The following is a 24,550-nucleotide window of genomic DNA, read 5'->3' on the forward strand; positions in this document are numbered from 1 at the left end:
TTTCGAATTGCGAAAATATTATTTTTTCCCGCTATTATTCAAAAACATTATACTTCCATGATATACTTATACTGATAGAATTCGTATTGAGGTGACGAAATGAGAGTCAAATGTATGATTTGTGATAAAAAAGATATGTTAGATGATGAAAATCCTATGGCAAAAAAACTGCGTAACCGCCCTATTCATACATATATGTGCATGGAATGTTCGGAACGAATTGCAGAACGTACGATGGAACGTCATGCAAGTGGTAATTTCCGATTATATCGTGATAAAAAAGTCGAAGACGATTGGTAAAATGTAAATAAGTCCTTAATCACATAGATAAGGACTTATTTATATTTTTCAGGTTCACGATTCATTTGATCCAAAAAGCAATCAATAGCTTCTAATGGAAACCTGGCAGTTTTTTTTTCTCCATTCATTTCATATGTAATCAAATACATTTCTTCGTTCTTTTTAATTTCCACATCCGTTAATTTATGTTCTTCATATATCATATTTTGAAATAACAAATACGTTTCTTTTGCAGCACGATCATCTGGACGTGCTTCGGCAACTGTTTTAATTGTTAACCAATTATATAGTGCATCTTGTACTGAACGCATAAAAATCCGCCCCCTCACCCTGCTTTTTGTTGTCTTGCTTGACGTAAACGCAACCTATAAATCCCAAGTACAATCGCCGCTACAACAAGCCCCTCTCCAACAGGTAAAAAAACTGCAAAGAAAGTTAAAACTGTACACCCAATCGCTAACGATATATATATCACTATATTTTTTATTATTGATAGTTTTCTTGCAAAACCTAAATTATACACAAGTGCGCTTAATATAATAATGGTGCCATATAGTAACCACATCCCTAGTTCTGGATTTTCATCAACTTTACATAATTTCGCAAAAAACGACATTCTTTCTAACATCATTCATCCCCCTTTCTCACAAAAAACAAATTTTATTTATGTACTTAATACAAGAGTAACCTGCAAAAAAAATACTGTCCACAAAAAAGAGTAAATATTCCAAAAATAAATACAATAAAAAACAGCTACCCCTCAAAGGTAGCTGTTCTATTATTTTACGCTTCTACAGATTTCTTTTTCTTAGCAGCTCTTTCACGCTCACTCTTATCAAGAATCTTTTTACGTAAACGAATTGATTCTGGAGTTACTTCACAGAACTCATCATCGTTTAAGTACTCTAATGACTCTTCTAAAGTCATTAAGCGTGGTTTTTTCATTGTTGAAGTTTGATCTTTCGTCGCAGAACGAATGTTAGTTTGTTGTTTCATTTTCACAACGTTAACTGTTAAGTCGTTCTCACGAGTGTGTTCTCCGACAATCATACCAGCATATACTTCTGTACCTGGTTCAACGAAGATTACACCACGGTCTTCAACTTGCATAATACCGTATTGTGATGCTTTTCCTGTTTCAAGTGAAACTAGAACACCTTGGCGACGTCCACCAACTTGTCCAGCGTGTACTGGTTGGTAGCAATCGAATGTATGGTTTAAAATACCGTAACCACGAGTTAATGTTAAGAATTCTGTTGTGTAACCAATTAAACCACGTGCTGGAACCATGAAAGTAAGGCGAACTTGACCGTTTCCGTTATTCACCATATCTAACATTTCACCTTTACGTGCACCCATAGATTCCATAATAGAACCAGTGTATTCTTCAGGTACATCGATTTGTACGCGCTCTACAGGCTCACATCTTACGCCATCAACTTCTTTAATAATTACTTCAGGCTTAGATACTTGTAGTTCATAACCTTCACGACGCATGTTTTCAATTAGGATAGATAAATGTAATTCCCCACGTCCAGATACGATCCACGCATCAGGAGAATCTGTATTATCTACACGTAAACTTACATCTGTTTCTAATTGTGAACGAAGACGCTCTTCAATTTTACGAGATGTAATGAATTTACCTTCACGACCTGCAAATGGGCTGTTGTTTACAAGGAATGTCATTTGTAGTGTTGGCTCATCAATACGTAATAATGGTAAAGCCTCTTCATGCTCAACCGGACATACTGTTTCACCTACGTTAATGTCTTCCATACCTGAAACAGCTACTAAATCTCCAGCTTTTGCTTCTTCAATTTCTTGACGTTTTAATCCAATGTAACCAAATAATTTCGTTACACGGAATTGTTTTACAGTTCCGTCAACTTTCATTAATGCAACTTGTTGTCCTACTTTCATTGTACCACGGAATACGCGTCCAACCCCGATACGACCAACATAGTCATTGTAATCAAGAAGTGCTACTTGGAATTGAAGTGGCTCTTCGCTGTTATCAACTGGTGCTGGAATATGTTCAATAATTGTGTCAAATAATGATTTCATATTCTCTTCTTGATTTGCTGGATTTGAATCTAAGCTTGCTGTTCCGTTCATTGCTGATGCAAATACAACTGGGAACTCTAATTGATCTTCGTTTGCACCAAGTTCGATGAATAAGTCAACTACTTCATCAACTACTTCATCAGGGCGAGCGAAGTCACGGTCAATTTTGTTTACAACAACGATTGGAGTTAAGTTTTGCTCAAGAGCTTTCTTTAAAACAAATCGTGTTTGTGGCATACAACCTTCATATGCATCAACAACAAGTAGAACACCATCAACCATTTTCATGATACGTTCTACTTCTCCACCGAAGTCAGCGTGACCAGGTGTATCTAAAATGTTAATTCTTTTATCTTCATAGTGAATCGCAGTATTCTTCGCTAAAATTGTAATACCACGTTCTCTTTCTAGATCGTTTGAGTCCATTGCGCGTTCTTCAATATGTTCATTCGCACGGAACGTCCCCGCTTGACGTAATAACTGGTCAACAAGTGTTGTTTTACCATGGTCAACGTGGGCAATAATTGCTATATTTCGTAAATCTTGTCGTTTTTTCAACATGTCCAACTCCTAATGTCTTTTTAATCCTTCTCTATTATAAGAGCGAAGGGGATACAATGGCAATCAAAATAAAATCAAGAATGAAAATATAGTTGTATTCTTACTTTTGTGAAAGTAAAATAAAATTGGAGGGTGAAGAAATGGAACACATTCAATATCGCTTTTTATTAACTGCAATTATCGGTGTTATTTTCTTAATCGGTATCGGTATTATGGTTGCTGAAAATAGTCCCATCGGTGTTATTATTTGCATTATCGGCACATTTGTTACAGTTGGATACGGTTTTGTAACAAAAAGAAAAATGCGTAAATCGCAATAACGTCAAAAAGTAAGAAGCGCTTATACAGCCTCTTACTTTTTTTGTTACTCCGCTATAAATCGTAACACCTCTTCATACACTCCTGGTTTTGCAACTAATACGCTGCTCTTTTCTACGATAGAAAGCGAGGATCCAGCAAATGTTGTCGCCTTGCCTCCAACTTCCTCTACAATTATCTGTCCCCCACCAAAATCCCATGGTGATAATCTCGGTGTTACATATGCATCTATTCTTCCTGTTGCAACGTATACCATCTCTAACGCTGCACAACCATATGATCTCGTGCCTCTTGCTTTCTTAACCAGCGCCATCATACTTTCCTTATTCAGCAATGGATTGTCGGTAAGCCATATCGCATTTAAAGCTACAATACCTTGCTCTACAGTTCCTTTTTCCAATAAAGGTATTGGTACTTCATTACAAAATGCTCCAGCTCCCTTTACCGCATGGTATAATTCATCATGAACTGGATCATAAATGAGTCCAACCTTTCCGATACCGTTCTCATAAATTCCAATTGAAATTGCGAAATTTCTTTTTTGATGAACAAAGTTCATCGTGCCATCAATTGGATCAATTAACCAAACAACCCCATCAGACGAAGTTACCTCATCTCCATAACCTTCTTCTCCTAAAATATTATGGTTCGGGAATGTTTCTTTAATTTTCCCAATTAAAAACTGTTCTATTTCTCGGTCCATATTTGTTACTAAATCAGCTGCATTGGATTTCGTTTCTATAATAAGTGCTTTTTCCATTGATGCCATTAAAAACTCTCCTGCATCTCGAATCCACTGTTTGGCGTGTGCATCGATGTCTTTCCATACTTCTTGCATGTTTAAACACTCCGATCTATACTGTTCACAGAAAAAACGAACCCTTTATAAGGTTCGCACCAACTAATTTTTTATACATATACTATTATTACGCCTCTAAACGAATCATTTCAAGTCTTAACACTTCTAACTTTTGTACACACTCTTCTTTTTTCAGTTTATCATTTTCCATCATCGCATCATATAAAGTTGCTAATTCATAATCTAGCTCCAAACGTAGCACCGGTATTCTCTTTTCAGCATCTGTTCTCTTTAACGCATTAATCACCTGTCTCATATTATTTGCCTCCTCCCAATATTCGTCTGCCCTCGGACTAGAATTGATTCAATTTTCTGATTTTTTGTTTTATACTATACTATGTTGGATAAATCATCTATGCAACAAAATTATATTTTTTTATTTAAATTTTTTTGTGCTGTTTTTTTTATGAATAGTACAAGCTATGCTAAAATAAAAGCAAAATAGGAGTTGGAGGAACAATCATGACACTACAAACATTCAAGTCAACTGATTTTGAGGTCTTTACAGTTGATGGTCTCGAAGAACGAATGAGTGCAATTAAAACGAACATTCATCCTAAGCTGGAAGCTTTAGGGGAACAGTTTGCAACGTATTTATCCAAACAAACTGATGAGAACTTTTTTTATCATGTAGCAAAACATGCACGTCGCAAAGTCAATCCACCAAACGATACTTGGGTTGCTTTTTCAACAAATAAACGCGGATATAAAATGCTACCACATTTCCAAATTGGATTATGGGGTACTCATGCCTTCATATACTTTGGATTAATCTATGAGTGTCCACAAAAAGTGGAGACGGCTCACGCCTTCTTAGAACATTTAAATGATTTAAAAACAAACATTCCAAATGACTTCGTTTGGTCCATTGACCATACTAAACCAAGTGTAAAATTACATAGAACACTTGAAACAGAAGACTTACAAAAGATGATTGAACGTCTAGCTACTGTGAAAAAAGCAGAATTATTAGTTGGTATTCATATATCACCAGAGGAGTTTTCAGCAATGACCAACGAACAATTCCTTGCTAAGATTGAATCTACGATGCAATCACTCCTTCCTTTATATGCACTTTGTAATCGATAGTAGAAAACGGACAATTTATATTGTCCGTTTTTAGTTGTTATCACATTATATCACTTCAGTTTTCATTTTTCAAAATATTTTTTACATTTTCACAAGCTTTTGTTCTTCAGTTTCTTTTGCCCTTTGAATCGCACGATATATAGAATATCCACTTACTTCTTGGAACTCTTTATCAATTTTCTTCTCTTCTGCTTTAGATGGAACAATCTCTTTAAAACGACGGTATAATCCCATTAATTCTTCTCTTATAATTCCTTTTTCGTTTGCTTTCTCAATTGCTTCATAAAACTTCACAATTGCAACCATTTCCTCATTTGACCAATCATAATCTAGCGGATATTGATATTCCATTTTGCACCTCATTTATCATTTCTTCTTATTTCAATATGCTATCTTAAAGGAATTTTTTCTTCTTCATTATAGCCACTTTGCATTATACACTATTTATTCCTTATGATGGAATTGTCTTCCTCTATAAGATAATTGGAAATAACTATTTAACATACTCACTGTAAAAATATTTTTTTCTATACATCTATAATTATTGGTGATATAATGCTTTTGTTTTATAGAAAACAAAGTGAACCTACCATCTCAAAAACACTTTTGTGAATGGCAGAAAAACAAGCCTCATACTAAAAAGGACTTAACTTTTTTTAGAACAGGATTATATAAAACAAATATTACTAAATATTATGAAGAAGAAGGAGTGTATAGATTGTCCCAATACGAAACACCATTGTTTACCGCTTTAGTTGAGCACAGTAAGCGAAATCCAATTCAATTCCATATTCCTGGTCATAAAAAAGGACAGGGTATGGATCCTACATTTCGCGAATTTATTGGGCATAATGCATTAGCAATTGATTTAATTAATATTGCGCCGCTCGATGATTTACATCATCCAAAAGGTATGATTAAAGAAGCACAAGCTTTAGCAGCCGCTGCATTTGGTGCGGATCATACTTTCTTTTCAATTCAAGGTACAAGTGGTGCAATAATGACAATGGTGATGAGCGTTTGCGGTCCTGGTGACAAAATCCTAGTGCCACGAAACGTGCATAAATCAGTAATGTCAGCTATTATTTTCTCAGGTGCAAAACCGATTTTCATGCATCCTGAAATCGATCCAAAACTCGGTATTTCACATGGAATCACAATTCAATCTGTCAAAAAGGCACTTGAAGAGCATTCTGATGCAAAAGGCTTACTTGTTATTAACCCAACATACTTTGGCTTTGCTGCGGACTTAGAACAAATTGTCCAATTAGCACATTCTTACGATATCCCTGTACTAGTTGATGAGGCTCATGGTGTTCATATTCATTTTCACGATGAATTGCCGATGTCAGCGATGCAAGCCGGTGCAGATATGGCAGCAACAAGTGTTCACAAATTAGGAGGGTCTTTAACGCAAAGTTCTATTCTTAACGTGAAGGAAGGCCTTGTGAACGTAAAACATGTTCAATCTATAATTAGCATGCTTACGACGACATCAACTTCTTACATCTTGTTAGCATCCCTAGATGTTGCTAGAAAACGTCTTGCTACAGAAGGAACAGCACTCATAGAACAAACAATACAATTAGCGGAACAAGTTCGTGATGCTATTAATGCTATTGGGGATCTTTACTGTCCTGGGAAAGAAATGTTAGGTACGGATGCTACTTTTAACTATGATCCTACAAAGATAATTGTATCTGTAAAAGATTTAGGTATTACAGGCCATCAGGCTGAAGTATGGCTTAGAGAGCAATATAACATTGAAGTAGAACTCTCAGATTTATACAACATACTATGTCTTGTCACTTTCGGAGATACAGAAAGTGAGACAAATACACTTATTGCAGCATTACAAGATTTAGCAGCAACATTTAGAAATAAAGCCGATAAAGGTGTTCAAATACAAGTAGAAATCCCAGAAATACCAGTGCTAGCACTTTCTCCTCGAGATGCTTTTTATTCGGAAACAGAAGTCATTCCGTTTGAAAATGCAGCAGGTCGTATTATAGCTGATTTCGTTATGGTTTATCCGCCAGGGATTCCAATCTTTACTCCGGGGGAAATTATTACACAAGATAACTTAGAGTATATTCGTAAAAACTTAGAAGCAGGTTTACCTGTACAAGGTCCTGAAGATATGACATTACAAACATTACGTGTGATTAAAGAGTACAAGCCTATCAGTTGATAGGCTTTTCTTTCACCCTTTTTCCCTTTTCTCATACGATATGAAGTAATGTAATGTATAGGTGGGGATACTATTATGATTGTAATAGGCCGTTCTATTGTACATCCTTATATCACAAATGAATATGAGCCATTTGCATCTGAGAAACAACAAATTTTATCTATAATGGCAGGAAATCAAGAAATCTATTCCTTCCGAACAGCTGATGAACTCAGCTTTGATCTAAATTTGCGCGTTAATATTATTACTTCTGCATTAGAACTTTTTCAAAGTGGATTTCAGTTTCGCACATTTCAACAGTCTTTTTGCAACCCCCAGTATTGGAAAAGAACGTCACTTGGGGGATTCGAGCTCCTTCCAAACATACCCCCTTCCATTGCCATACAAGATATTTTCAAAAACGGAAAACTATATGGAACTGAATGTGCCACCGCTATGATCATTATTTTTTACAAAGCTTTACTATCCTTGTATGAGGAAGAAACTTTCAACCGTCTCTTTGCAAACCTTTTACTTTATACGTGGGACTACGATCAAGATTTAAAGCTCATAACAAAAACGGGTGGCGATCTAGTTCCCGGCGACCTCGTTTATTTTAAAAATCCACAAGTGAATCCAGCTACAATCGAGTGGCAAGGAGAAAATACAATCTATCTAGGAAACTTCTTTTTTTACGGACATGGCGTAGGTGTAAAAACAAAAGAAGAAATTATATACGCGTTAAATGAACGACGCGTCCCTTACGCTTTTATTTCAGCTTTCTTGACCGATACTATTACCCGTATTGATAGCCGTCTCATGAGCCACTACGCCTCTTCTAACACTCCACAGACATCGATAGGATTTATTCCGATTAGAGATGATGCAATCGTTGCAACAGTTGGTCATACAACTACAATTTATTAAAAAAGCGCCTACAGATGTATGCAGGCGCTTTTTCTTATTTAAGCTTTTGTATGTTCTTTATGGTCACATTCGCAATGAGATCCACATTTCCCGTATAGTACTGTTGATTTTTCATCTTCAAAATGTCCGATTGTTCCTTCACATACTTGGCATACGATTGTTCCCATTTTTCATTTCCCCCTAAGTTTATGGTCCTAAAAACTTTTAGCTGTCCATTTCCTATCAATTATTGGGCTTTTGTATGCTCTGTGTGATCACATCCGCAAGATCCACATTTCCCGTAAAGTACCGTTACTTTCTCATCCTCGAAGTGTGCAATTGTACCTTCACAATCTTGACATACGATCGTTCCCATTTTTCATTTCCCCCTAAGTTTATAATCCCAAAAACTTTTGTAACCGCTTAACTTTCTGTCTTTATTTTAATATGTTATACTTTTTACGTCAATAGGTTTTTAGTATAACACATTAAATATTTTTAATTTAAATTAGTATGCGATATTCAAACAAAAAAACAGCCATATTTATACGTACGACTGTTTTACATTAATTATTCTTCATATTCCGCATGCAAAGAAGTAGCTGGGACTAAAAATTTAAAAAACTGCGCTAACTCTGCCGCCTCCTCTTCTGATCCTAATTTAAAAACTTCCTGTATATGTTGCACATTCTCTACATCATCTCGTCCAAGTAAAGTAGATCTTCCTGTTTGCATGCAAACAATGAGTGGCTTTCCAAAAAACATATTTGTATAAATAACACCAAAATCATAACGAGTATCATGTGTCATAAACCCCAAAAATCGTACCTTCACACTTTCATGCTCATCATACAATTTTTCAAACATCGGTTTCCACCTTTCTACATCACCTTTCATTAGTATATTAAACAAAAAAAGGAATACTCCTTTTAATTGTCAAAAAATTCAGTAGGATGTAGAATGAGAGTATTCTACTAAGGTTAGGGGGAAACTTATATGCAACATGCCTTTATTACGCTTGTACCTAAATCCAATCAACAAGCTGTTTCAACAGATGATATAAAACAACTTTTTCAGTACTATAAAACAGTTACTTCCAAAACTGGTGTTCAAATCAATTACGCTTATACAAATACCGCTTTTCCTTATGAAATTTTGGATACATCAGCAACAACATTAAAACTACAATCTACTCACGATCGATATGACTCTATTTATGTTGGTGTTGGTATAGAAAAGGAACAATCTTTTATTCAGATTTCTTTACCACCTAATGCAACATTTGGTGATAAAGGAAAAGCAAATGAATTTTGCCGTTTTCTAGCGAAGAAATTAGAAGGAGAATTACAATTATTTAACGGAAGAACAATGTATTTCTATAAACGTTAATTTAAAAAATAGAAAATATAATTAAGAAAATTATGCAATTTGAACACGTAAGGAATAAAGCCTGCTTTCTGATATGTAATACAAAATATGCAATCACATATGCTAAATAAAGGAATACAAAAAATAGAATGACTTTGTAATGCAACTTATCACCATTTGACAATGATAATACAACAGAAAAACCACTCCATAATAAAAAATGATAAAATATAACATGTAATATTCTCATGGAATCTTCTCCTTTGACATGCTCTATTTTATTAATATATGGGATTATGTTTGAATCAATTACATATTATATGAAAGCACGTATACAGCTTTTGGATTCATATATGTTCTACCGATTCATTTAAAGTATTATATATTCATTCGACAAGTACCTATAAAGACCTTGCAAGCCATTTTATTAAAATAAAAAACAGCCCATCTCTTTAAATAAGAGATGGGCTGTTTTCATTACTTAAATTATTTTACAATGTGAATTGGCATTCCAAGAGCAACCTCAGCTGCTTCCATTGTGATTTCACCTAATGTTGGGTGAGCGTGGATTGTTTGAGCGATATCTTCTGCAGTCATTCCTGCTTCGATAGCTAAACCAATCTCAGAGATAATATCAGAAGCGCCTGCACCTGCAACTTGAGCACCTACAAGAAGACCGTCTTCTTTACGTGTTACAAGTTGTAGGAAACCGTCAGTGCTGTTTAATGATAACGCACGACCGTTAGCAGCGAATGGGAACTTAGATACAGCTACTGTCATTCCTGCTTCTTCTGCTTGTTTCTTAGTGTAACCAACAGATGCTAATTCTGGATCAGTGAAGCATACTGCAGGAATTCCGATGTAATCGATTGCTGATGCATGGCCACTAATTGCTTCAACAGCTACTTTACCTTCGTAAGAAGCTTTGTGAGCTAATGGTGGTCCAGGAACGATATCACCGATTGCATAGATGTTTGATACGTTTGTACGACATTGCTCATCGATTTCGATGATGCCGCGGTCAGTCATTTTAACTCCAACTTGCTCAAGACCGATTTCTTGAGTGTTTGGACGACGACCTACAGTTACTAATACGTAATCTGCTTCTACAGTTTGGATTTCACCTTTAACTTCAAAGCTAACTTTTACGCCAGTTTCTGTTTCTTCAACGCCTTTAGCCATAGCTTTTGTATGGATATTAACGTTACCTTTCTTTTGAAGAGCACGTTTAACAACAGAGCTCATAGCTTTTTCGAAACCAGCTAAGATTTCGTCACCAGCTTCTACTACAGTAACTTCTGTACCGAAGTTAGCATATGCAGTTCCTAATTCCATACCGATGTAACCGCCGCCGATTACAACAAGTTTTTTAGGAATTTCAGGTAAGCTTAAAGCGCCTGTAGAGTTGATAACACGTTTAGAGTATTTGAATCCTGGAATTTCGATTGGTGTAGAACCAGTTGCAAGAACAGCATTTTTAAACGTATACGTTTGAGCTGCATCTTCAGTCATTACGCGTAATGTGTTAGCATCTACGAAGTAAGCTTCACCGCGAATGATTTCAACTTTGTTACCTTTAAGAAGGCCTTCAACACCGCCAGTTAATTTCTTAACTACGCCGTTTTTCCATTCTTGAACTTTTGTAAAGTCAACTTTTACGTTCTCTGCAGTGATACCCATGTCATCAGAATGCATTGCATTCTCATAACGATGACCTGCATTGATTAACGCTTTTGAAGGAATACATCCAACGTTTAAGCATACGCCACCAAGGTTAGCTTTTTCAATGATTGCTACCTTTTGACCTAATTGTGCTGCACGAATTGCCGCAACGTATCCACCAGGACCTGCACCAACAACGACTGTATCTAATTCAATTGGGAAATCTCCTACTACCATTGTTATTACGCCTCCATTACTAATAATTGTGGGTCATTCAATAGACGTTTAATTTGGTTTAATGCTTTTTGAGCAGTTGCGCCGTCAATTAAACGATGGTCAAAGCTTAGAGATAATGCTAATACTGGAGCTGCAACGATTTCACCGTTTTTCACAACTGGTTTCTCAGCGATACGGCCGATACCAAGGATTGCTACTTCTGGGTGGTTGATAACTGGAGTGAACCATTGTCCACCTGCAGAACCAATGTTTGTGATTGTGCAAGAAGCACCTTTCATTTCAGCCGGAGCTAAACGACCATCACGTGCTTTACCAGCAAGATCATTGATCTCGTTAGAAATAGTGAAGATAGACTTGCGATCTGTATCTTTAACAACTGGTACTAATAGACCTTTGTCTGTATCAGCTGCGATACCGATGTTGAAGTAATGTTTATGAACTACTTCTTGAGAAGCATCATCTAAAGAAGTGTTTAACATTGGGTATTCACGTAATGCAGATGTTAAAGCTTTAACAACGTATGGAAGGTAAGTTAATTTAATACCTTTGTCAGCTGCAACAGCTTTGAACTTCTTACGGTGAGCAACAAGTTCTGTTACATCTACTTCATCCATTAATGTTACGTGAGGAGCTGTATGCTTAGAGTTAACCATTGCTTTAGCAATCGCTTTACGGATACCACTCATTTTCTCACGAGTTTCTGGATATTCACCAGCTGGGATTGGTTGTGCTTTTGGCGCTTCTTCTTTCGCTGCTGCTGGAGTAGCTTCTACTGCTGCTGGAGCCTCAGTTGCTGCTACTGCTTGTCCACCATTTGCAAATGCATCGATGTCAGCTTTAACGATACGGCCGTTCTTACCAGAACCAGCTACTTTATGAATGTCTACGCCGTTTTCACGAGCATATTTACGAACAGATGGCATAGCGATTACGCGCTCATTTACTACTTCTGCAGTTGCTGCTGGAGTAGCTTCCGCTGTTGGAGCTTCTACTGCTGCTTCTTCAGCTTTTGGAGCTGCATCATGATCGTCACCTTTAAATTTAAGGTTTTCGTATCCAGGAGCATCAAATTTAATTAATGTATCTCCTACAATTGCAACTGTTCCTTCTTCTACAAGTACTTCAAGTACTTTACCTTTAACAGGAGAAGGGATTTCTACTACTGCTTTATCATTTTGTACTTCAAGAAGTACATCGTCTTCGTTTACTTCATCGCCTGGTTTAATAAACCATTTTACGATTTCACCTTCGTGGATACCTTCACCGATATCTGGTAGTTTAAATTCAAATGCCACGGAATTCAGCCCCCTGATTCATTTCATTATTATGGAATATGTACAAAAGAAACCAGCATGTGCTGATTTCTTTTGCACATGAAAAGCTAAAAATTAGAAGTTCATTACTTTGTTAACAGCTTCAACAATATCTTTATGGTTTGGTAACCATACGCTCTCAGCTTGAGAGAATGGGAATACAGTATCAGCAGCTGCAACACGTACAACTGGAGCTTCTAAGTTTAAGATTGCACGGTCGTTAATTTCCGCTACAACGTTAGCTGCAATACCAGCTTGTTTTTGTGCTTCTTGAACTACAACTACGCGACCTGTTTTTTCAACAGAAGCGATGATAGTTTCGATATCTAATGGTTGAACTGTACGTAAGTCAACAACTTCTAAAGAGATACCTTCTTTTTCAAGTTCTTCAGCAGCTTTTAATGCAGCGTGAACCATAGCACCGTAAGCGATAACAGATACATCTGTACCTTCACGTTTGATATCAGCTTTGCCTAAATCAATTGTGTATTCGCCTTCTGGTACATCTTGACGGAATGAACGGTACAATTTCATATGCTCTAAGTAGATAACTGGATCGTTGTCACGAATCGCAGAGATTAAAAGACCTTTTGCATCGTATGGAGTAGATGGAATAACAACTTTTAGACCAGGTTGTTGAGCCACTAATCCTTCTAAGCTATCAGCATGTAGTTCAGGAGTATGAACACCGCCACCGAATGGAGAACGAATTGTTACTGGAGCAGTCCAACGTCCACCAGAACGGTAACGCATACGAGCTAATTGACCAGAAACTGAATCCATTACTTCATAAATGAAACCGAAGAATTGGATTTCTGGAACTGGACGGAAACCTTCAAGTGCAAGTCCAACTGCAAGTCCACCAATACCAGACTCTGCAAGTGGAGTATCCATTACACGATCTTCACCGAATTCAGCTTGTAAACCTTCAGTAGCACGGAATACACCGCCGTTTACACCAACGTCTTCACCAAACACAAGTACGTTAGGGTCATTTTTCATTTCAACGCGTAAAGCATCAGTGATTGCTTGAATCATTGTCATTTGAGCCATGGCTTACTTCGACTCCTTTTCTTTGTAAATTTCATATTGTTCAGCTAAGTTGTAAGGCATTTTTTCGTACATGATTTCCATTAAATCAGTAACTTTTTGTTTTGGAGCTTGGTCAGCCTTAGCAATTGCTTGTTTGATATCTTCTTTTGCTTCTTCGATTACTTTCTCTTCAACTTCTTGAGACCATAGGCCTTTGTTTTCTAAGAATGCACGGAAGCGTACGATTGGATCTTTTTGTTCCCATTCGTTCTCGATATCTTTTGTACGGTAACGAGTTGGGTCATCACCAGCCATTGTATGTGGACCGTAACGGAATGTTAAAGTCTCGATTAAAGTAGGGCCTTCGCCGTTTACTGCACGCTCACGAGCGAAAGCAGTTGCTGCGTATACAGCTAATGGATCCATACCGTCTACTTGAATTCCGTAAATACCTGCTGCTACTGCTTTCTGTGCTACAGTTTTAGCTGCAGATTGCTTTTCTACTGGAGTAGAGATTGCATAACGGTTGTTTTGAACAACGAAGATTGCTGGAGCTTTGAAAGCACCTGCAAAGTTCATACCTTCGTAGAAGTCACCTTGTGAAGCACCACCGTCACCAGTGTAAGTAATTGCAACAGATTTTTTACCACGTAGTTTCATACCTAACGCAACACCAGCAGTTTGGATGATTTGCGCACCGATAATGATTTGTGGAGCAAGTGCATTTACATTCTCAGGCATTTGGTTACCCATGAAATGTCCACGAGAGAATAAGAATGCTTGGTATAATGGTAAACCGTGCCATACTAATTGTGGCACATCACGATATCCTGGTAAGATGAAATCTTCTGCTTCAAGTGCGAAATGACTTGCTAATTGAGAAGCCTCTTGTCCAGCTGTTGGTGCGTAGAAACCTAAACGTCCTTGACGGTTTAAAGAAATAGAACGTTGATCTAGTACGCGAGTATACACCATACGGCGCATTAATTCTTTTAATTGATCATCTGATAATTCAGGCATAGCTGCTTCATTCACAACTTCGCCTTTTTCATTTAAAATTTGTAATGTCTCAAATTGAGCTGCGATAGCTTTCATTTGCTCATCAACATTAAATAGGGTCTTTTTTGTTTTAGTACCCATTCCGTTCACCTCTTCCTCTCTTGAACCATATTCTGAAACGCTTTCACTGTCTATTAGCTAGACTGAAAACGCAACAATGTAAACCAACAAATTTATTTGTCGGTTGAGAATAATTTTGTGTACCTAACAATCTGTACTAATGTTTTTTCAGAAACATATTAATACAATCTTGATCACGTTTTTTAGTTTACAACTATTCTAATTACGATGTCAATTACTTTGAATACGTTTTTTTATAAATAATCTGCAGGTTTCTTCTACACAAACGTGTTTTTATTTTTCACATCTGTATTAGTAAGCATTAACCTGCTGTTATATTATTCCCTTTTTAACTTGTTTTTTCTCTTAGAATAATATGTAAACGATTTAATTCTCTTTAGTTTTTCTCTCTTCTTAACAAAAATATACAAACTCTTCTTCCTTTTATAGGTAATTACCCATACATTTCTACTCTTCCCTCCATACATTATAGTAACCGCAATATTAGCGGGAAATGATAAAGGAGGTCATCTCATGTACGGATACTCATATTGCTATCCAACTTGTTCATATCCTTCCTACGGTTATGGCGATTCTTGTGGTGGGTCTGGACGCGGCTTCGCCTTAATCGTTGTGTTGTTTATTCTTTTAATTATCGTTGGTGCTGCTTGCATTCGCTAATGTAAAATGAAACAACTATGGAAAAAACAGACGGCTTTGCCGTCTGTTTTTTTATTACATACATAAATATTCTATAGTAAAACGCTTTTCAAAGCGCTTCCCTACTTGTCGATGACTTTTTTCATCTCCTTTGGTAGACTAAAGAAGAAAGGAGAGATTACATATGCTTACAATGAAAGATGTCATTCGCGAAGGAGATCCTATTTTGCGAAACGTTGCAGAAGAGGTATCAATGCCGGCGAGCGAAGAAGATACAACTGCCCTTAAAGAAATGATTGAATTTGTAATCAATAGCCAAGATCCTGAAATGGCTGAAAAATATAGTTTACGCCCTGGAATCGGATTAGCTGCTCCGCAAATCGGTATTTCAAAGAAAATGATTGCAGTTCACGTAACAGATACGGACGGTACGTTATATAGTCATGCATTATTCAACCCAAAGATCATTAGTCATTCTGTTGAACGTACATTTTTACAAAGTGGGGAAGGCTGTCTATCGGTAGACCGCGAAGTACCTGGTTATGTCCCTCGTTACACAAGAATTACAGTGAAAGCAACATCTATCAACGGCGAGGAAGTAAAATTACGTTTAAAAGGTTTACCAGCAATCGTATTTCAGCATGAGATTGACCATTTAAATGGTGTTATGTTCTATGACCACATTAATAAAGAAAATCCATTTGCTGCTCCTGACGATTCAAAACCTCTAGAGCGATAATAAAAAAAGGCGGGAGTAAATCTTCCGCCTTTTTTATATGAAATGGGTTCCATATTCACTTATAGCAATCCAGCCCATTTTAAGCCATGATATATGCCGTCTTCACTAACATCCTTTGTCACATGATTTGCAAGTTTTTTCAAGTCTTCATGACCGTTCCCCATCACAATACCTGTCCCAACTGCTTCAATCATTTCTAAATCATTTAAGCCATCTCCAAATGCATACACTTGTTCACGGTTAAATCCTAATTTTTCAATGAATTTCTCAATTCCTTTCGCCTTCGAACCACCATTTGGAATAATATCCATTGAATATGCATGCCAGCGAATGAAATGAAAGTCTGGATACTGATTAATAAACTTTTCCTCTTCATTCACTTCACAGAAAAGAAGCGTTTGATAAATATTACGTTTCTCATAGAAATCAGGTTCATATGCCGGATGCTCAAAATTTAAGCTTCCAAAACCTTCTTTCACATAATCATGATATTCCACTGATGCTCTCATTTCTTGATGATCAAGATATACAAGTGGATATCCTTCTTGTTTTGCAAATTGAGTAAACTTATGTAAGGCAGCTGGATGTAACGGGTTAGTAAATACTACCTCATCTTCAAATACAACGTACTGTCCATTAAAGCTAACATAATTGTGTATATTGAGTTCCTCACGAATATCTTCAAACATAAATGGCGCACGTCCTGTCGCAATTGCTACATGCACGCCTTTTTCTTGTAAATGTCTTACTGCATCTCGTGTAGATTGCGGAATCTTCTTATCATGATCTAATAATGTTCCATCAATATCAAAAAAGACAATTTTATCATTCATTTGTCAAAATCCTTTCTGTTACTCTATATTCCCATTTTGATTATCGCTTTTCAAATTCTAAAAAAAAGTATAACATATTAAACATCTGTGAAGAAAGCGTTCACTTTCTGACCTTATTTATGAAACCTGCATATATATATTAGTAAAAAATGTGGATACTTGTTCGTATGAATTTTCTTTTCTATTCTTTCTCATACTATACCTATAACTAACGGCTACTAATCGTTGCTATAGAATAACTTTCCCTGTATGAGAAAGGACAAGATTCAACATTCACTTTTGTCTTCTTTCTTATATCAGAGGCGGAGTTTTCACTAGTAATATGCATGTTTAAAATAAGGAAAGGAAGGAGTAATCATGCTGAAGAAGCTGAAGAAAAAGCTCAAGCGTTATTTAAAAGATCTAGTCCGTAAAAAGACAATCGCTTAAATTGTGCCCATTTCGGGCTTTTTCTTCATTCTCATTCGAAAAAACATGAAAATCGTGACTGTTTGCTTTATAATAAGTAACAGATAATGCAAAACATAGACAAGGAGAGGTTTTCCAAATGATTTTTAAAGTATTTTATCAAGACAAAATGACTGAGGTTCCAGTACGTGAAAATACAAAAGTTTTATATTTAGAGGCTACGTCTGAAAAGGATGTTCGTAAGAAATTAAATAAGTTCGCATATAATATCGAGTTCGTTCAGTCTGTTACTGGTGCTCATCTTGAATATGAAAAAGAAAACGCTGATTTAACATTAGCGGAAATCGTATAGTCATATGAAATTTCTAAAGAATGATCAGGCTGCCGTTTTTGCTTTAGGTGGACTTGGTGAAATCGGTAAAAATACATATGCTGTTCAATTTCAAGATGAAATTATTATTATTGATGCTGGAATTAAATTCCCAGAAGACGAACTCCTCGGAATCGATTATGTAATACCAGATTACACTTATCTTGTGCGAAACGAAGATAAAATTAAAGGATTATTCATTACACATGGTCACGAAGATCATATCGGTGGAATTCCTTACTTATTACGTCAAGTAAACATCCCTATTTATGGTGGGAAATTAGCAATTGCGCTAATCAAAAACAAATTAGAAGAGCACGGATTACTTCGTAAAGCAAAACTTTATGAAATTCAAGAAGATGATGTTATTAAATTTAAAAAGACATCTGTTTCCTTCTTCCGTACAACTCACAGTATCCCAGATTCATACGGAGTTGTTGTGAAAACACCTCAAGGACAAGTTGTTCATACTGGTGATTTCAAATTTGATTTCACACCAGTTGGTGAACCAGCAGACTTAACAAAAATGGCTGAAATCGGAAAAGACGGTGTACTTTGTCTCTTATCTGATAGTACAAACAGTGAAGTTCCAAACTTTACAATGTCTGAGCGCCGTGTTGGTGATAGCATTCAAGATATTTTCCGCAAAGTAGAAGGTCGTATTATCTTCGCAACCTTTGCATCAAATATCCATCGTCTACAACAAGTTGTTGAAGCCGCTGTTGAAAACAATCGTAAAGTTGCTGTATTCGGTCGCAGTATGGAAGCAGCGATTGAAATCGGACAAAACCTCGGTTATATTCGCTGTCCGAAAGATACATTCATAGATACATCTCAACTAAACCGCCTGCCGGCTAATAAAGTTGTTATTTTATGTACAGGTAGTCAAGGTGAACCAATGGCAGCACTTTCACGTATTGCTAATGGTACTCATCGTCAAATTCAAATCATTCCTGGCGACACAGTTGTTTTCTCTTCTTCACCAATCCCTGGTAACACAATTAGTGTAAGCCGTACAATTAACATGTTGTATCGTGCTGGTGCTGATGTAATCCACGGAAAACTGTCAAACATTCATACAAGTGGACACGGTGGACAAGAAGAACAAAAACTAATGCTTCGTCTAATTAAACCGAAGTATTTCATGCCAATTCATGGTGAATATCGTATGCAACGTATGCATATGAAGTTAGCAAATGATTGTGGTATTCCAGAAGAAAACTGTTTCATCATGGATAATGGAGATGTTCTTGCTCTTCGTTCAGATGAAGCAAGCGTAGCTGGTAAAATACCATCCGGATCTGTCTATATTGACGGAAATGGCATTGGAGATATCGGTAATATCGTATTACGCGATCGTCGTATTCTTTCTGAAGAAGGACTTGTTATTGTAGTTGTAAGCATTGATATGAAAGAGTTTAAAGTTGCAGCAGGACCTGATATTATCTCACGTGGTTTCGTGTATATGCGCGAAAGTAGTGATTTAATTAATGATGCTCAAACATTAATTACAACTCATTTAGAAAAAGTAATGGAGCGTAAAACAACACAATGGTCTGAAATTAAAAATGAAATTACAGACACATTAGCACCATTCCTATATGAAAAAACGAAACGTCGCCCAATGATTTTACCAATCATTATGGAAATATAAGAAAAAGGACAATACCTTCATGGTATTGTCCTTTTCTCTTATCTTAAAAAGTGTTTAAAACGATCTACTTCATCGTCATGACCAATTACAATTAATATATCTCCCGCTTGAATATTTTCCGTAGCTCGAGGAGATACAATAACTTCTTTACCACGTTTAATCGCTACAATATTCAATCCAAACTTCGCACGAATATCTAATTCGATTAAAGAATGACCATCAATTTTTTTATTTGCAATAATCTCTACAATACTATGCTCATCTGAAAGCTCAAGATAGTCTAATACATTACTTGATGCAATATTATTAGCAATCCTTTTTCCCATATCACGCTCTGGGTGCACAATGTGATCTGCACCTATTTTACTTAACACTTTTTCATGGTAATCATTTTGAGCTTTTACAGTAATATTTTTTACACCTAACTCTTTCAGAATTAATGTTGTTAAAATACTTGAATTTAAATTGTCTCCAATAGCAACGACTACATGATCAAAATTACGAATACCAAGACTTTTTAATACCATCTCATCTGTCGAATCTGCAATTACAGCATGTGAAGCTATATTTGCAAACTCATTAATTTTATCCTCATCTGAATCAATTGCCATTACTTCCATACCTAATTGAGCAAGTTCCCGGCAAATACTTCCACCAAAACGTCCAAGCCCAATAACAGCAAATTCTTTCTCTTTTTCACCCACAGGAATTCCTCCAATAACATCGAATACTATGTATTTTTATTGTAACATACTTTAGATTTGCTACAAAAACCTGTATATCATTCTTATTTTTGTTTTTGCATATAAAAATACTGTTGTAAATAAAATGCAATACTGAAAATTAACATACCAAATACAAATATATTTCCAAATGAACTAAATGTTTCAAAAACGAATAATAACGTTTCTTGTCCGAAGAAAGCAAATAATAATTGTGTAAATGCGAATAGTAATGCCAATATATAATGATGTTGATGGAATAAATAATGTGTTGCGCCTAAAAAAGCGATAAACGAAATGATGAAAATCCACCAATTTTCTAAAAATAGTTGCCAATTAGTAAATTGATATCCATTTACTAATATCGCAATAATCCCTATAACCGCCATCGTTGGCACACTCCAAAATAATGCTCGTCCTCTAAAGAAGAGAGTTCCTTTAACATCACCTTTTTCATGTGCAATGTATGTTAGTACTACCGTACTTATATACAAAACTGAAAGAATTGTTAAAACGATAATAAGCCAAAAATGCAATTGATAATACTCATGCTCTATGTTTGTCACGATAGCCGCTAACATACACGGGATTAGCATTCCAGTCCAGCCATCTACTTTTCTTTCATTCCAAAACACCGTGTTACCAATCCGTATTCCTAACAACATAAAAATAATGATACCTAGTACAAATAATGTCGTTTTATTCCCTACTAAACTCGTTGAGAAAGCAATCAATCCAATAAATAAAAAAAGCACAAACCCATTCATAATTTCTAATACAGGTGATAAATATCTCTTCACCCATTTATATGTTTCGTCATATTCATGATTATCTACTAAACGGTAGGCATAAAAACTTATCCCAAAATACACCGCCGCAATAATTACATACGCATATAAGACGAAACACAAGATTGCACTGCTAATTTGCACGTAATTCCCCACCCTTTTTTCTATGTTTCACATTGATTTTACACACTTTTTACACGAAATGTAAACATATATAAGCTAGTTAACTAATCATCTTCTCAATAAGCGATAATGAATAATGAGCAGCGGCTCAAAACCACTGCTCATTACTTTATCCATTTGTATGCCGATGAATATCCAAAACAAATATAAAAGATGTTTTCATCTTGGAACTAACAAGTACCCACTTTAAATTTTTGCAAATTTGGCGAGCAAGTTTACTTTCTAGTCCCTTTCCACTTCACATATTGATCTAAAAATGCGATAGCTTTCTCAATAGCCTCTTCATCTGGTTTTAATTTTGCGTGGTGTAAACCATATTCTGAATTTACCCCAAGCCAAAACATAAAGCCAGGAATCTCTTGAAGCATATAACCAAAATCTTCCCCTGTCATTGCCTCAGTACATGTAATTACATTCATATCAGTTTGTTCACTTACAAACTGCATAAACTCTCTCGTTAATGCTTCATGGTTATATACTTGATGATACATCGCCCCGTAGTCAATGGCCGCTTCACATTGAAAGGAAGCTTCTATACCTGCAACAATTGCCTCAATCCTACTTTTAACACGACTCATTGATTCCACTGATAACGTTCGGATCGTTCCTTCTAACCGAGACTTTTCTGCTATGATATTTTGAACTGTACCACCTGTTATTTTTCCGATTGTAATTACTGCACTATCAAGAGGATTCACATTACGACTAATAACGGATTGAAGTTGTGTAACAAGGTGACTTGCTGCAACAATCATATCATTTGCAGTATGCGGGTAGGCTGCATGTCCACCTTTCCCCTTTAAATCAACATATAACTCTGATGTATTCGCAAATAATAGCCCCTCTTTTGTTGCAATTGTTCCTACAGCATATTCAGGTGCAATATGAAGGCCAAGAATTATATTCGGCTTCCATTCTTTTAACTCTTCACTCTCTAACATAGGAAGAGCCCCTCCTGGACCTTCTTCAGCTGGTTGGAATAGAAACACAAGGTCATCATCTATTCTTTCTGTTACAGCTGCTGTTAGAAGGCCTAAACCGATTGTTGTATGTAAATCATGTCCACATGCATGCATCATTCCTTCATGAATAGAAGCGAATTCATATCCAGTTTCTTCGGTAATTGGTAAACCGTCTATATCTGCACGATAACCAATAATTTTTTCTGGATTCTTTCCATTTACTTTAACAATGACACCCGTTTTCCATACTTTCACTTCCACATACTCATTCGAAAGCGTTCCTATGTAATCTAAAATATACTGTTGTGTTTTCCACTCTTTAAATCCAATTTCCGGTATTTTGTGTAAGTCTCTACGTATTTGAATGAATTTGCTTACTGCCATTTTTGCACCTCTATCTATAAAAAGCGTAAGAGCCAGTTATGCTCTTACGCTTTTTTTGTTTTTATTTCTCTGGGTTTAATTGACGAAGCTCTTGTTTAATTTCAGTTTTTGCTTTTGTCTTCTCATCAATCTCTTTAATTACACGTGCTGGAGTACCCGCAACAACTGTATATGGAGGCACATCTTCTGTTACAACAGCGCCTGCTGCTACAACTGCCCCTTTACCTACTGTAACGCCTTCTAACACAACTACGTTAGCACCAATTACAACATCATCTTCAACAATAACTGGTTTTGCTGACGGCGGCTCAATAACACCTGCAAGAACTGCACCCGCACCTACGTGACAGTTCTTACCAACTGTTGCACGTCCACCAAGTACCGCGTTCATGTCAATCATAGTACCTTCACCAATTACAGCACCGATATTAATTGTTGCATTCATCATAATAACAGCGTTGTCGCCGATTTCAACGTGGTCACGAATAATCGCGCCTGGCTCAATACGAGCTTTAATACCTTTTAAATCAAGCATTGGAATCGCAGAATTACGACGGTCATTTTCAACAACGTAATCAACAATGTGCTTGCTATTTTCATCAAGAATTGTCTTAATATCAGACCATTCTCCAAATAATACACCAGATTTTTTATTTACAAATGCTTGTACCGTTTCAGGGAATGTTACTTCTTTTAAATCCCCTTTTATGTATACCTTTACAGGAGTTTTCTTTTCACTTTTTTGAATAAACGAAATAATTTCGTTAGCGTCCATCATTTTCATTCTTGTTGCCTCCTAAATCCATTTATAATGTTACTCTACCAAACGATAGAGCGAGTAGCAAGATAATAATCCTATTTTTCCATTTGAATTTCTTCTATAATTTCTAAAAACGCCCGTACTTGCTTCAATTGTCTGGCCGATTCACTCGTCAATAACCATGTTTCTCTCGTTAATTGAACAGGTGTTTTATACATATTTTCCTGTACTTCTTTTAAAACAGTAGAAGGTAAAAGAGCATAACCTATACCATTTAAAACGAGTTGTTTGCAAGTCTCAATTTGATCAACCACAATTGTTCTCTTAGGCGGATTAGAAAATAAACCATACCACCAATTTTGTATTTGTCCATAATAAGTCGAATCACTTTTAAATTGAATAAATGGTCTATTTGTTTCTTTTAACATCGAAATATCTTTTATTTCTTTATCCACTAAATAAAGTTCATCTTCAAATAATTGTTGTTTCTGACCTTTATATTCTTGTGTGCCTCTCAATATAGCAACATGAACGTCCCCTTCATAAAATTGCTTTTGCACTTCACTACTCCAGCCAGTAAACAGCGATATTTTCACAGAAGGGTATTTATGTACGAACTTCTTCAAAACGGGCGGAAGCCAATATTGACCAATAACTGATGCAACAGCTATTTTTAACGTTCCATGAGTTTCTGTTCTAAAAACAGCTAGCTCACTTTTAATATCCTCTTCCTTTTGTAGCATCTCTTTTGCATAATTTGCGACTTTTTCCCCTTCAGGTGTAATTGTCAATCCTTTTTGTGAGCGAATAAAAAACTTCATTCCCCATTGCTTCTCCATAGATTGTAATCGTTGACTAAGCGCAGGTTGTGAAACAAATAAACGTTCCGCCGCTTTTCTCATATTTGATTCCTGAGCTAACACAACCATCATTTGAAAATCATCAATTTGCAACTTTCTCCCTCTTTCCTTAGCTTCCATACACCTTATCTCAATAAGCTTTTCATCCTTAATTTAACTATATACTCTTATATTTTTTATCTTTTTAAATATAATACATACACAACTGATATGCACGAAAAAAAAG

Annotated in this window: 29 protein-coding genes and 1 pseudogene; 10 read left to right on the forward strand and 20 right to left on the reverse strand. The window is 36.1% G+C overall.

Annotated features, from left to right (window positions below; all coding sequences use genetic code 11):
• Positions 1-99: 99 nt before the first annotated feature.
• Positions 100-300 (forward strand): YlaI family protein, encoded by a 201-nt coding sequence (locus MR115_RS04295; RefSeq protein ID WP_001995040.1) that lies wholly within the window; start codon positions 100-102, stop codon positions 298-300.
• Between the two features lie 35 nt (positions 301-335).
• Here MR115_RS04295 and MR115_RS04300 read toward each other — a convergent pair whose 3' ends face one another.
• The 3 genes from MR115_RS04300 to typA all read right to left on the reverse strand — a co-directional run bounded on the left by MR115_RS04300 (position 336) and on the right by typA (position 2,928).
• The gene (locus MR115_RS04300) at positions 336-611 is read right to left on the reverse strand and encodes a hypothetical protein (protein ID WP_242240122.1); all 276 of its coding nucleotides are present in this window, start codon (positions 609-611) and stop codon (positions 336-338) included.
• 14 nt (positions 612-625) lie between these two features.
• Positions 626-928: a YlaH-like family protein gene (locus MR115_RS04305; protein ID WP_000893660.1), complete on the reverse strand. Its 303-nt coding sequence runs from the start codon at positions 926-928 to the stop codon at positions 626-628.
• Between the two features lie 155 nt (positions 929-1,083).
• Positions 1,084-2,928 carry a translational GTPase TypA gene (gene typA, locus MR115_RS04310; protein ID WP_000914755.1) on the reverse strand — a complete coding sequence of 615 codons (1,845 nt, stop codon included), beginning with the start codon at positions 2,926-2,928 and terminating at the stop codon, positions 1,084-1,086.
• Positions 2,929-3,068: 140 nt separating this feature from the next.
• Here typA and MR115_RS04315 point away from each other — a divergent pair, with 140 nt between their 5' ends.
• Positions 3,069-3,248 carry a DUF5325 family protein gene (locus MR115_RS04315; protein ID WP_000400130.1) on the forward strand — a complete coding sequence of 60 codons (180 nt, stop codon included), beginning with the start codon at positions 3,069-3,071 and terminating at the stop codon, positions 3,246-3,248.
• A 44-nt stretch (positions 3,249-3,292) separates the two neighbouring features.
• Here the strand turns inward: MR115_RS04315 and MR115_RS04320 are convergent, their stop codons facing one another.
• On the reverse strand, positions 3,293-4,084 hold the full coding sequence (locus MR115_RS04320; RefSeq protein ID WP_063260460.1) for an inositol monophosphatase family protein: 792 nt from the start codon (positions 4,082-4,084) through the stop codon (positions 3,293-3,295).
• An 88-nt stretch (positions 4,085-4,172) separates the two neighbouring features.
• Positions 4,173-4,361, reverse strand: a complete 189-nt coding sequence (locus tag MR115_RS04325) for a hypothetical protein (protein ID WP_001250166.1) — start codon at positions 4,359-4,361, stop codon at positions 4,173-4,175.
• 206 nt (positions 4,362-4,567) lie between these two features.
• Here MR115_RS04325 and MR115_RS04330 point away from each other — a divergent pair, with 206 nt between their 5' ends.
• Entirely contained in the window at positions 4,568-5,194 is a 627-nt protein-coding gene (locus MR115_RS04330) for a YktB family protein (RefSeq protein WP_000175088.1), read from the forward strand.
• A gap of 81 nt (positions 5,195-5,275) precedes the next feature.
• Here the strand turns inward: MR115_RS04330 and MR115_RS04335 are convergent, their stop codons facing one another.
• Entirely contained in the window at positions 5,276-5,545 is a 270-nt protein-coding gene (locus MR115_RS04335) for a UPF0223 family protein (protein ID WP_242240124.1), read from the reverse strand.
• 367 nt (positions 5,546-5,912) lie between these two features.
• Between MR115_RS04335 and speA the strand changes: the two genes are divergently transcribed.
• Both speA and MR115_RS04345 read left to right on the forward strand, forming a co-directional pair.
• Entirely contained in the window at positions 5,913-7,385 is a 1,473-nt protein-coding gene (gene speA, locus MR115_RS04340) for an arginine decarboxylase (RefSeq protein WP_242240127.1), read from the forward strand.
• A gap of 75 nt (positions 7,386-7,460) precedes the next feature.
• Positions 7,461-8,291: a protein-glutamine gamma-glutamyltransferase gene (locus tag MR115_RS04345; protein WP_242240130.1), complete on the forward strand. Its 831-nt coding sequence runs from the start codon at positions 7,461-7,463 to the stop codon at positions 8,289-8,291.
• Between the two features lie 38 nt (positions 8,292-8,329).
• Here the strand turns inward: MR115_RS04345 and MR115_RS04350 are convergent, their stop codons facing one another.
• From MR115_RS04350 to MR115_RS04360, 3 genes are all read right to left on the reverse strand, one after another.
• Positions 8,330-8,458 carry a GapA-binding peptide SR1P gene (locus MR115_RS04350; protein WP_000536796.1) on the reverse strand — a complete coding sequence of 43 codons (129 nt, stop codon included), beginning with the start codon at positions 8,456-8,458 and terminating at the stop codon, positions 8,330-8,332.
• Positions 8,459-8,517: 59 nt separating this feature from the next.
• Positions 8,518-8,646 (reverse strand): GapA-binding peptide SR1P, encoded by a 129-nt coding sequence (locus tag MR115_RS04355; protein WP_000536778.1) that lies wholly within the window; start codon positions 8,644-8,646, stop codon positions 8,518-8,520.
• 194 nt (positions 8,647-8,840) lie between these two features.
• Entirely contained in the window at positions 8,841-9,137 is a 297-nt protein-coding gene (locus MR115_RS04360; protein ID WP_242240611.1) for a DUF3055 domain-containing protein, read from the reverse strand.
• 129 nt (positions 9,138-9,266) lie between these two features.
• On the opposite strand from MR115_RS04360, the gene MR115_RS04365 reads away from it, so the two are divergent.
• Entirely contained in the window at positions 9,267-9,659 is a 393-nt protein-coding gene (locus MR115_RS04365; RefSeq protein ID WP_061678276.1) for a DUF1885 family protein, read from the forward strand.
• A 1-nt stretch (position 9,660) separates the two neighbouring features.
• Here MR115_RS04365 and MR115_RS04370 read toward each other — a convergent pair whose 3' ends face one another.
• From MR115_RS04370 to pdhA, 5 genes are all read right to left on the reverse strand, one after another.
• Positions 9,661-9,888, reverse strand: coding sequence for a hypothetical protein (locus MR115_RS04370; protein WP_242240133.1), 228 nt, complete (start codon positions 9,886-9,888; stop codon positions 9,661-9,663).
• Positions 9,889-10,124: 236 nt separating this feature from the next.
• Positions 10,125-11,537 (reverse strand): dihydrolipoyl dehydrogenase, encoded by a 1,413-nt coding sequence (gene lpdA, locus MR115_RS04375; RefSeq protein ID WP_000260106.1) that lies wholly within the window; start codon positions 11,535-11,537, stop codon positions 10,125-10,127.
• 5 nt (positions 11,538-11,542) lie between these two features.
• Positions 11,543-12,832, reverse strand: a complete 1,290-nt coding sequence (pdhC, locus tag MR115_RS04380; RefSeq protein ID WP_242240136.1) for a pyruvate dehydrogenase complex dihydrolipoyllysine-residue acetyltransferase — start codon at positions 12,830-12,832, stop codon at positions 11,543-11,545.
• A gap of 93 nt (positions 12,833-12,925) precedes the next feature.
• Positions 12,926-13,903 (reverse strand): pyruvate dehydrogenase complex E1 component subunit beta, encoded by a 978-nt coding sequence (gene pdhB / locus MR115_RS04385; RefSeq protein WP_088097569.1) that lies wholly within the window; start codon positions 13,901-13,903, stop codon positions 12,926-12,928.
• A 3-nt stretch (positions 13,904-13,906) separates the two neighbouring features.
• The gene (gene pdhA, locus MR115_RS04390) at positions 13,907-15,022 is read right to left on the reverse strand and encodes a pyruvate dehydrogenase E1 component subunit alpha (RefSeq protein ID WP_000536893.1); all 1,116 of its coding nucleotides are present in this window, start codon (positions 15,020-15,022) and stop codon (positions 13,907-13,909) included.
• Between the two features lie 579 nt (positions 15,023-15,601).
• Here pdhA and MR115_RS30210 point away from each other — a divergent pair.
• Together MR115_RS30210 and def are read left to right on the forward strand one after the other, a co-directional pair.
• Positions 15,602-15,682: pseudogene (locus MR115_RS30210) on the forward strand (YjcZ family sporulation protein); the annotation flags it as partial.
• Positions 15,683-15,845: 163 nt separating this feature from the next.
• Positions 15,846-16,400, forward strand: coding sequence for a peptide deformylase (gene def, locus MR115_RS04400; RefSeq protein WP_097816907.1), 555 nt, complete (start codon positions 15,846-15,848; stop codon positions 16,398-16,400).
• Between the two features lie 59 nt (positions 16,401-16,459).
• On the opposite strand, the gene MR115_RS04405 is transcribed toward def, so the two are convergent.
• Positions 16,460-17,233, reverse strand: coding sequence for a Cof-type HAD-IIB family hydrolase (locus tag MR115_RS04405; protein WP_242240139.1), 774 nt, complete (start codon positions 17,231-17,233; stop codon positions 16,460-16,462).
• Positions 17,234-17,780: 547 nt separating this feature from the next.
• Here MR115_RS04405 and MR115_RS04410 point away from each other — a divergent pair.
• Together MR115_RS04410 and rnjA are read left to right on the forward strand one after the other, a co-directional pair.
• Positions 17,781-17,993 carry a DNA-dependent RNA polymerase subunit epsilon gene (locus MR115_RS04410; protein WP_000576434.1) on the forward strand — a complete coding sequence of 71 codons (213 nt, stop codon included), beginning with the start codon at positions 17,781-17,783 and terminating at the stop codon, positions 17,991-17,993.
• Between the two features lie 4 nt (positions 17,994-17,997).
• The gene (gene rnjA, locus MR115_RS04415) at positions 17,998-19,665 is read left to right on the forward strand and encodes a ribonuclease J1 (protein WP_144564914.1); all 1,668 of its coding nucleotides are present in this window, start codon (positions 17,998-18,000) and stop codon (positions 19,663-19,665) included.
• 38 nt (positions 19,666-19,703) lie between these two features.
• Here the strand turns inward: rnjA and MR115_RS04420 are convergent, their stop codons facing one another.
• From MR115_RS04420 to MR115_RS04440, 5 genes are all read right to left on the reverse strand, one after another.
• Complete coding sequence (locus MR115_RS04420; RefSeq protein WP_000504032.1) at positions 19,704-20,369, reverse strand: potassium channel family protein; 666 nt, start codon at positions 20,367-20,369, stop codon at positions 19,704-19,706.
• An 83-nt stretch (positions 20,370-20,452) separates the two neighbouring features.
• Positions 20,453-21,319, reverse strand: a complete 867-nt coding sequence (locus MR115_RS04425; RefSeq protein WP_061678283.1) for a hypothetical protein — start codon at positions 21,317-21,319, stop codon at positions 20,453-20,455.
• 254 nt (positions 21,320-21,573) lie between these two features.
• Positions 21,574-22,704, reverse strand: coding sequence for an N-acetyldiaminopimelate deacetylase (locus MR115_RS04430; protein WP_061678284.1), 1,131 nt, complete (start codon positions 22,702-22,704; stop codon positions 21,574-21,576).
• A 61-nt stretch (positions 22,705-22,765) separates the two neighbouring features.
• Positions 22,766-23,488 (reverse strand): 2,3,4,5-tetrahydropyridine-2,6-dicarboxylate N-acetyltransferase, encoded by a 723-nt coding sequence (gene dapD / locus MR115_RS04435; protein ID WP_061678285.1) that lies wholly within the window; start codon positions 23,486-23,488, stop codon positions 22,766-22,768.
• 71 nt (positions 23,489-23,559) lie between these two features.
• Positions 23,560-24,444 carry a LysR family transcriptional regulator gene (locus MR115_RS04440; protein WP_061678286.1) on the reverse strand — a complete coding sequence of 295 codons (885 nt, stop codon included), beginning with the start codon at positions 24,442-24,444 and terminating at the stop codon, positions 23,560-23,562.
• Positions 24,445-24,550 lie beyond the last annotated feature (106 nt).

Origin of the sequence: Bacillus cereus group sp. BfR-BA-01309, assembly GCF_022664315.1 — a bacterium.
In the GTDB taxonomy this organism is placed as follows: Bacteria; Bacillota; Bacilli; order Bacillales; family Bacillaceae_G; genus Bacillus_A; species Bacillus_A mobilis.

What these genes read in the sequence shown, in the direction of transcription:
- MR115_RS04330 (WP_000175088.1), top strand. Translation starts at nt 4,568, where the DNA reads ATGACACTACAAACATTCAAGTCAACTGATTTTGAGGTCTTTACAGTT.
- MR115_RS04350 (WP_000536796.1), bottom strand. Translation starts at nt 8,458, where the DNA reads ATGGGAACAATCGTATGCCAAGTATGTGAAGGAACAATCGGACATTTT.
- pdhB (WP_088097569.1), bottom strand. Translation starts at nt 13,903, where the DNA reads ATGGCTCAAATGACAATGATTCAAGCAATCACTGATGCTTTACGCGTT.
- lpdA (WP_000260106.1), bottom strand. Translation starts at nt 11,537, where the DNA reads ATGGTAGTAGGAGATTTCCCAATTGAATTAGATACAGTCGTTGTTGGT.
- MR115_RS04320 (WP_063260460.1), bottom strand. Translation starts at nt 4,084, where the DNA reads ATGCAAGAAGTATGGAAAGACATCGATGCACACGCCAAACAGTGGATT.
- MR115_RS04295 (WP_001995040.1), top strand. Translation starts at nt 100, where the DNA reads ATGAGAGTCAAATGTATGATTTGTGATAAAAAAGATATGTTAGATGAT.
- MR115_RS04360 (WP_242240611.1), bottom strand. Translation starts at nt 9,137, where the DNA reads ATGTTTGAAAAATTGTATGATGAGCATGAAAGTGTGAAGGTACGATTT.
- MR115_RS04410 (WP_000576434.1), top strand. Translation starts at nt 17,781, where the DNA reads ATGATTTTTAAAGTATTTTATCAAGACAAAATGACTGAGGTTCCAGTA.
- MR115_RS04440 (WP_061678286.1), bottom strand. Translation starts at nt 24,444, where the DNA reads ATGGAAGCTAAGGAAAGAGGGAGAAAGTTGCAAATTGATGATTTTCAA.
- MR115_RS04335 (WP_242240124.1), bottom strand. Translation starts at nt 5,545, where the DNA reads ATGGAATATCAATATCCGCTAGATTATGATTGGTCAAATGAGGAAATG.
- pdhA (WP_000536893.1), bottom strand. Translation starts at nt 15,022, where the DNA reads ATGGGTACTAAAACAAAAAAGACCCTATTTAATGTTGATGAGCAAATG.
- MR115_RS04405 (WP_242240139.1), bottom strand. Translation starts at nt 17,233, where the DNA reads ATGAATGATAAAATTGTCTTTTTTGATATTGATGGAACATTATTAGAT.
- MR115_RS04365 (WP_061678276.1), top strand. Translation starts at nt 9,267, where the DNA reads ATGCAACATGCCTTTATTACGCTTGTACCTAAATCCAATCAACAAGCT.
- def (WP_097816907.1), top strand. Translation starts at nt 15,846, where the DNA reads ATGCTTACAATGAAAGATGTCATTCGCGAAGGAGATCCTATTTTGCGA.
- MR115_RS04305 (WP_000893660.1), bottom strand. Translation starts at nt 928, where the DNA reads ATGTTAGAAAGAATGTCGTTTTTTGCGAAATTATGTAAAGTTGATGAA.
- rnjA (WP_144564914.1), top strand. Translation starts at nt 17,998, where the DNA reads ATGAAATTTCTAAAGAATGATCAGGCTGCCGTTTTTGCTTTAGGTGGA.
- typA (WP_000914755.1), bottom strand. Translation starts at nt 2,928, where the DNA reads ATGTTGAAAAAACGACAAGATTTACGAAATATAGCAATTATTGCCCAC.
- dapD (WP_061678285.1), bottom strand. Translation starts at nt 23,488, where the DNA reads ATGAAAATGATGGACGCTAACGAAATTATTTCGTTTATTCAAAAAAGT.
- MR115_RS04370 (WP_242240133.1), bottom strand. Translation starts at nt 9,888, where the DNA reads ATGAGAATATTACATGTTATATTTTATCATTTTTTATTATGGAGTGGT.
- MR115_RS04315 (WP_000400130.1), top strand. Translation starts at nt 3,069, where the DNA reads ATGGAACACATTCAATATCGCTTTTTATTAACTGCAATTATCGGTGTT.
- MR115_RS04355 (WP_000536778.1), bottom strand. Translation starts at nt 8,646, where the DNA reads ATGGGAACGATCGTATGTCAAGATTGTGAAGGTACAATTGCACACTTC.
- MR115_RS04345 (WP_242240130.1), top strand. Translation starts at nt 7,461, where the DNA reads ATGATTGTAATAGGCCGTTCTATTGTACATCCTTATATCACAAATGAA.
- MR115_RS04300 (WP_242240122.1), bottom strand. Translation starts at nt 611, where the DNA reads ATGCGTTCAGTACAAGATGCACTATATAATTGGTTAACAATTAAAACA.
- MR115_RS04430 (WP_061678284.1), bottom strand. Translation starts at nt 22,704, where the DNA reads ATGGCAGTAAGCAAATTCATTCAAATACGTAGAGACTTACACAAAATA.
- MR115_RS04325 (WP_001250166.1), bottom strand. Translation starts at nt 4,361, where the DNA reads ATGAGACAGGTGATTAATGCGTTAAAGAGAACAGATGCTGAAAAGAGA.